The 5,830-nt window shown below is 61.8% G+C and carries 6 protein-coding genes and 1 pseudogene; all 7 read left to right on the top strand.

What is annotated here, in order from left to right:
• The coding region (locus Q427_RS24505; RefSeq protein ID WP_043517939.1) for an NfeD family protein at nt 1-676 on the top strand (676 nt) is incomplete at its 5' end.
• A 70-nt stretch (nt 677-746) separates the two neighbouring features.
• Nucleotides 747-1,595 carry a slipin family protein gene (locus Q427_RS24500; protein ID WP_043517937.1) on the top strand — a complete coding sequence of 283 codons (849 nt, stop codon included), beginning with the start codon at nt 747-749 and terminating at the stop codon, nt 1,593-1,595.
• A gap of 64 nt (nt 1,596-1,659) precedes the next feature.
• Nucleotides 1,660-2,223, top strand: coding sequence for an EamA family transporter (locus Q427_RS36550; RefSeq protein WP_331280701.1), 564 nt, complete (start codon nt 1,660-1,662; stop codon nt 2,221-2,223).
• Nucleotides 2,169-2,576, top strand: a complete 408-nt coding sequence (locus tag Q427_RS36545; protein ID WP_331280702.1) for a hypothetical protein — start codon at nt 2,169-2,171, stop codon at nt 2,574-2,576. The genes Q427_RS36550 and Q427_RS36545 overlap by 55 nt, the downstream gene beginning before the upstream one ends.
• A 353-nt stretch (nt 2,577-2,929) precedes the next feature.
• Nucleotides 2,930-4,419: pseudogene (locus Q427_RS24490) on the top strand (SulP family inorganic anion transporter).
• A gap of 78 nt (nt 4,420-4,497) precedes the next feature.
• On the top strand, nt 4,498-4,725 hold the full coding sequence (locus Q427_RS24485; protein WP_043517936.1) for a hypothetical protein: 228 nt from the start codon (nt 4,498-4,500) through the stop codon (nt 4,723-4,725).
• 39 nt (nt 4,726-4,764) lie between these two features.
• Entirely contained in the window at nt 4,765-5,619 is an 855-nt protein-coding gene (locus Q427_RS24480) for a universal stress protein (RefSeq protein WP_043517934.1), read from the top strand.
• Nucleotides 5,620-5,830 lie beyond the last annotated feature (211 nt).

The raw sequence follows: 5,830 nt of genomic DNA, 5'->3' as shown, positions 1-5,830 counted from the left end.
GGTGGTGATGGAGCACGACGAGCGCACGCTTGACACCGCGGATCTCGTCATCGAGCGCTTCGCCCCCGACTGGCGCACCCAGTTGCTGCAAGTGATCACCAACCCCAATGTCGCCTATTTCCTGATGATCATCGGCTTCTACGGGTTGATCTTCGAGCTGTCCAATCCCGGCAGCCTGGTGCCCGGCACCATCGGCATCATCTGCCTGCTGCTGGCGCTGTTCGCTTTCCAGCTGCTGCCGATCAACTATGCGGGGCTGGCATTGATACTGGTGGGGCTGGCGCTGATCGTGGGCGAGGCGTTGATGCCCAGTTTCGGCATTCTGGGAATGGGCGGCATCGTCGCCTTCGTGATCGGATCGGTGATGCTGATGGATGCAGACAACCTGAGAATTTCGTTGCCGCTGATCGGCGGCATCGCGCTGGTGGCGGCTATCTTCATGCTGTGGACACTGACCCGCTTCATGGGACTGCGTCGACGGCCGGTCAGGACCGGCCATGAACAGCTGCTCGGCAGCCAGGGGCGGGTGCTGAAGAGCTTCGAAGGGCGCGGCCATGTCCGTGTGAAGGGAGAGCGCTGGAACGCTCGCAGTGCCACCCCACTGCGCAAGGACCAGGTCGTCGAGGTCGTCGAGGTCGACGGGTTGACCCTGGTCGTGGAGCCAGTCGACAACTGAACCGCTGCTGTGCCTGTACTGTTGAAATTGCCCATACTACTCAGCCTTAGCGATACCAAGGAGATGGACCATGCTGATTTCCTATCTCGTGCCAGTGGTACTGGTTCTCATGCTGATCGCCGCATCGATCCGCATCCTGCCCGAGTACAAGCGGGGCGTCGTGTTCTTCCTGGGGCGCTTCCAGGCGGTCAAGGGGCCCGGTCTGATCATCGTGATCCCCGGTATCCAGCAGATGACCCTGGTGGACCTGCGGGTGATCACCATGGACGTGCCGGAGCAGGACGTCATCTCCCAGGACAACGTCACCGTCAAGGTCAATGCGGTGCTCTACTTCCGGGTGGTCGATCCGGAGAAGGCGATCATCCAGGTCGAGAATTTCACTGTCGCCACCAGCCAGCTGTCCCAGACCACGCTGCGTTCGGTGCTGGGCAAGCATGACCTGGACGAGATGCTCTCAGAGCGTGACAAGCTCAACGACGATATCCAGGAGATCATCGATGCCCAGACCGAGGAGTGGGGCATCAAGGTGGCCAACGTCGAGATCAAGCATGTCGACCTCGACGAGAGCATGATTCGCGCCATTGCCCGCCAGGCCGAGGCCGAGCGTGAGCGTCGCGCCAAGGTGATCCACGCCGAGGGTGAGCTGCAGGCCTCCCGGAAGCTGGTCGAGGCGGCCAATGTCATGGCCGAGAACTCGGCGGCGCTGCAGCTTCGTTACCTGCAGACCATGAGCGATATGAGCAACAAGAACGCCTCGACCATTTTCTTCCCGTTGCCGATGGATATCATGGAGGCGTTCCGCCACCTGAAGGCGTCGCCGGCTGCTCAGGCGCGTGCCGACAGGAACGCCCGGGGCAGTAGTGAAGAGGGCAATAGCGAGCCGGGCAACAGCGAGCAGGACAGGGGTGACGCCACCTGACCTCACTGCCATGGGCTCATGTAACATGGCATGCTAGGCGCCTCCCCCCGACAGCGAGGTCGCCTTGATTCACACCCTATCGCACCGCCAGCAGGGACTGCTTCTGACCGCCGGCGGTGCGCTGATCATTTCCCCCGATGCGCTGCTGATTAAGCTGATTGGCCTGCCGGATGCCGACATCCTGGTCTGGCGAGGCCTGCTGACTGCCCTGGGCTTCATTACCATCGTCGCCGCTCGCCATGGACACGGCTTTTTGGATGCTTACCGGCGCTGTGGCTGGACCGGTATCGGTGTCGCGGTGCTGTTCAGCTTCTCCACTTTCGGCTTCGTGCTGGGTAACCAGTATACCAAGGGCGGCAACGTGCTGATGATCCTGGCCGGTGCGCCCCTGATTGCGGCGCTGTTGTCACGGCTGTTCCTCAAGGAGTATCTGCCGCGGCGAACCTGGCTGGCCATCTGGCTCTGCCTGCTGGGGACCTCGCTGATCGTGCTCGACGATGCCGGTGCCGGTTCATGGATCGGCAACGGTTTCGCGTTGCTGGCGGCCACGGCGCTGGCAGCCAATTTCACCCTGTGTCGCACTCGCCCCGGCATCGACATGAGCCCCATGCTGACCCTCTCGGGCTGATCGTCGCCGCGACGGCGGCACTCTTCGGCGTGGCCAGTGGGGGGCTGTCGCTGCCCCTCGGGGAGAGCCTGGTGTTGCTGGTGCTGCTGTGCCTGGTGCTGCTGCCCCTGGGCTTCACCCTGATCCAGCGGGGCCCGCTCTACCTGCCTGCCGCCGAGGTGGGCCTGTTGATGCTGATGGAGGTGGTAGTGGGAACGCTGTGGGTGTGGTGGATTCTCGCCGAACGGCCCGCACCGGTGGCCCTGGTCGGTGGCGGCCTGGTGCTGGGTACTCTGCTGGCCAAGGGGCTCTATGAGCGGCGTATCGAGCGGCGACTGCGGGGTCAGGGTGCAGCGCAGCATCCTTTCTGCTAGACTTCGCCGCTCATGTCAGGGCCAATACTTCGACAAAAGTCGAAGCGTCAGCGGCAAGCGATGCTCCGCCCGGCAATAAAAGAGCAAGGAACGATACCAACGTGAATATCCTCCTGACAGGGCTGGCCACGCCGCCCTAGCGCAATTACCCCCTCCGTTTCCGGTAGTGGGCCGTTTCGTTCGGCATCACTGCCTGGCATCACGCGATGCCGTGGGCGCCACGCGCCCGATCTGCACGACCCGAAACGCGACGATCCTGATGAACTGCACCGATCCGGTGTGGCCTTGGCGTGGCGTTCGATATAGACCCTGGCGCCTGACGGCACGACTATAACCATCGACTGGGCAATAGCATGTACGAATCCATCAAGCAGACTTGGTTTTCCAATGTCAAGGGTGACACCCTTGCCGGTATCGTCGTCGCGTTGGCGTTGATTCCCGAGGCCATCGCCTTCTCGATCATCGCGGGGTCGACCCCAAGGTCGGTCTCTACGCCTCCTTCTGTATCGCCGTGGTCATCGCCTTTACCGGCGGCCGCCCGGGCATGATATCCGGTGCCACCGGCGCCATGGCGCTGCTGATGGTGCTCCTGGTGCGCGAACACGGCCTCGAGTACCTGCTGGCGGCCACGCTGCTTACCGGGGTGCTGCAGATCATTGCCGGGTATCTCAAGCTTGCCGAGTTGATGCGCTTCGTGTCCCGCTCAGTGGTCACGGGCTTCGTCAATGCCCTGGCGATCCTGATCTTCATGGCCCAACTGCCGGAACTGACGAATGTCACCTGGCATGTCTATGCCATGACGATTGCCGGGCTCGGCATCATCTACCTCTTCCCCTACGTGCCGAAAATCGGCAAGTCGATTCCCTCGCCGCTGGTGTGCATCGTGGTGCTCACCGCTGTCTACATGATCAGTGGTATGGATATCCGCAGCGTGAACGACATGGGTGAGCTGCCGGATACCCTGCCGATGTTCCTGTGGCCGGACGTGCCGCTGAACTTCGAGACGCTGATGATCATCCTGCCGACTGCCCTTATGTTGACCGTGGTGGGTCTTCTGGAGTCGATGATGACCGCCACTATCGTCGACGACCTGACCGATACCCCCAGCGACAAGAACCGTGAGTGCAAGGGCCAGGGCATTGCCAACATCGGCTCCGGTCTGATCGGCGGCATGGCGGGCTGCGCGATGATCGGCCAGTCGGTGATCAACGTAAAGTCCGGTGGCCGTACCCGGCTTTCCTCGCTGATCTCCGGCGTGGTGCTACTGATGATGGTGGTGTTCCTCTCCGACTGGGTCTCGCAGATCCCCATGGCCGCCCTGGTGGCGGTGATGATCATGGTCTCCATCGGTACCTTCAGCTGGAGCTCGATCCGTGACCTCAAGCAGCATCCCATGAGCACCAATATCGTGATGCTGGCCACCGTCGTCGTTACCGTGCTGACCCATAACCTGGCGATCGGTGTCTTCGTCGGCGTGCTGCTCGCCGCCATGAATTTCGCCAACAAGGTCGGCAATATCCTCTATATCGGCTCCGAAGAAGTCGACGAGGGCAGTCGTCGGGTCTACAAGGTGGTGGGTCAGGTGTTCTTCGCCTCCTCCGAGCGTTTCGGCAAGGCCTTCGACTTCAAGGAAACCGTGCAGAAGGTCACCATCGACCTCTCTCGCGCACACTTCTGGGACATTACCGCCGTGCAGACCCTGGACCGGGTGGTGATCAAGTTCCGGCGTGAAGGCACCGAGGTGGAGCTGATTGGTCTGAACGAGGCCAGCGCCACCATCGTTGACCGTTATGCCGTGCACGACGACCCTGCCGCCGTCGAGAAGTTGATGGGCGGGCACTGATCCGATACCTACGGCAGCCGCTGCGATACTAGCCGGCTGCCATTTATTTATTCTTCTTGCCTTGAACAGGAGACTCGCATGTATTTTCTGAAGCTACTCAATCTTGGGTTCGCACCTATTGCCTCTACCGTAGTGCCGGCCTACCGCAGCAAGCGCCTGGAAGACGTGTGCCGCGTCTTCATGCCTTGGGAGAACCGCCGTGTCACGCCGCGGCATGGTGAGGTATTCACGCATGGCGGCGATCACATTGCTCGTCGCAGCACCGATCTGACCGCAAAGGCGGCCTGTCACGGTGTGTTCCGCTAAGTGCCACTATCGCCAATCGCTGCCGTCAAGGAGAGGGATATGACAGATCAGGTAATGGCCGCCATCGACGGCTCGCAGTTCTCCGAAGTCGTATGCGACTGCGCCGCCTGGGCCAGCCAGGCGCTGAAGGCACCACTGACCTTCCTGCATGTGGTGGACAATCACCCACAGACCGCCGAGGCGGATCTGTCCGGGAATATCGGCCTGGGGTCGCGGGAGCACCTGCTAGAAGAGCTGGCAAGTCTTGACGAGCAGCGCGCGAAACTGGCCCAGGAGCAGGGGCGGGTGATGTTGGCTGCTGCCAAGGAGCGGGCCATTGAGGCAGGCGTGGCAGAGCCCATGACACGCCAGCGCAACGGGACCCTGGTCGAGACCCTCAGTGAGCTGGAAAACGATATCCGGCTGCTGGTCATCGGCAAGCGCGGCGAAACCGCCCACCAGGCCAGCGAGCACCTGGGTTCCAATCTGGAGCGGGTGGTGCGCACCCTGCACCGGCCGATCCTGATGGTACTGGACACCTTCAAGGCCCCGGAGAAGGTAATGCTCGCCTTTGACGGCAGCAACACCACCCGCAAGGGCGTCGAGATGCTGGCCAAGAGCCCGCTGTTCCAGGGAATCCCCTGCCACGTGGTGATCGTCGGCGCCGAGACCGGTGACAATCGTTCCCAGCTCGACTGGGCGTTGAAGACCCTACGCGATGCCGGTCACGAGGCGGAGGGTGCCATACGTGCCGGCGAGGTGGAAGAAGCCTTGCACAGTTACCAGCAGGAGCATGCCATCGACATGCTGGTGATGGGCGCCTATGGCCACTCGCGCATTCGCCATCTGCTGGTGGGCAGCACGACCACCGCCATGCTGCGGGGCAGTCAGATGCCGATCCTGCTGCTGCGCTGAGGCTTTCCCCGGCCGGCCCTTCCTACGGGAAGCGTGCCGGCTTTTTAGGTTCAATGTCGCTGAGCACTAGTGGAGTGCGGCCGGGCCTCTTCCCTTGAATAGTCGTTCAAGGGTTTGTTATCGTGAGCACCTGTTAACCTGACTATCCAGATACCTTTCTTGAGGTCGCTGGTAACTGTAGGAGGAGCAATCCGATGACTCAGTTACTCAC

It is taken from the genome of Halomonas sp. BC04, from assembly GCF_000568385.1.
This window is presented reverse-complemented; position numbering and strand designations above follow the sequence as displayed.

Coding starts and splice junctions, on each gene's coding strand:
- Q427_RS24500 (WP_043517937.1), top strand. CDS start 747: ATGCTGATTTCCTATCTCGTGCCAGTGGTACTGGTTCTCATGCTGATC.
- Q427_RS24485 (WP_043517936.1), top strand. CDS start 4,498: ATGTATTTTCTGAAGCTACTCAATCTTGGGTTCGCACCTATTGCCTCT.
- Q427_RS24480 (WP_043517934.1), top strand. CDS start 4,765: ATGACAGATCAGGTAATGGCCGCCATCGACGGCTCGCAGTTCTCCGAA.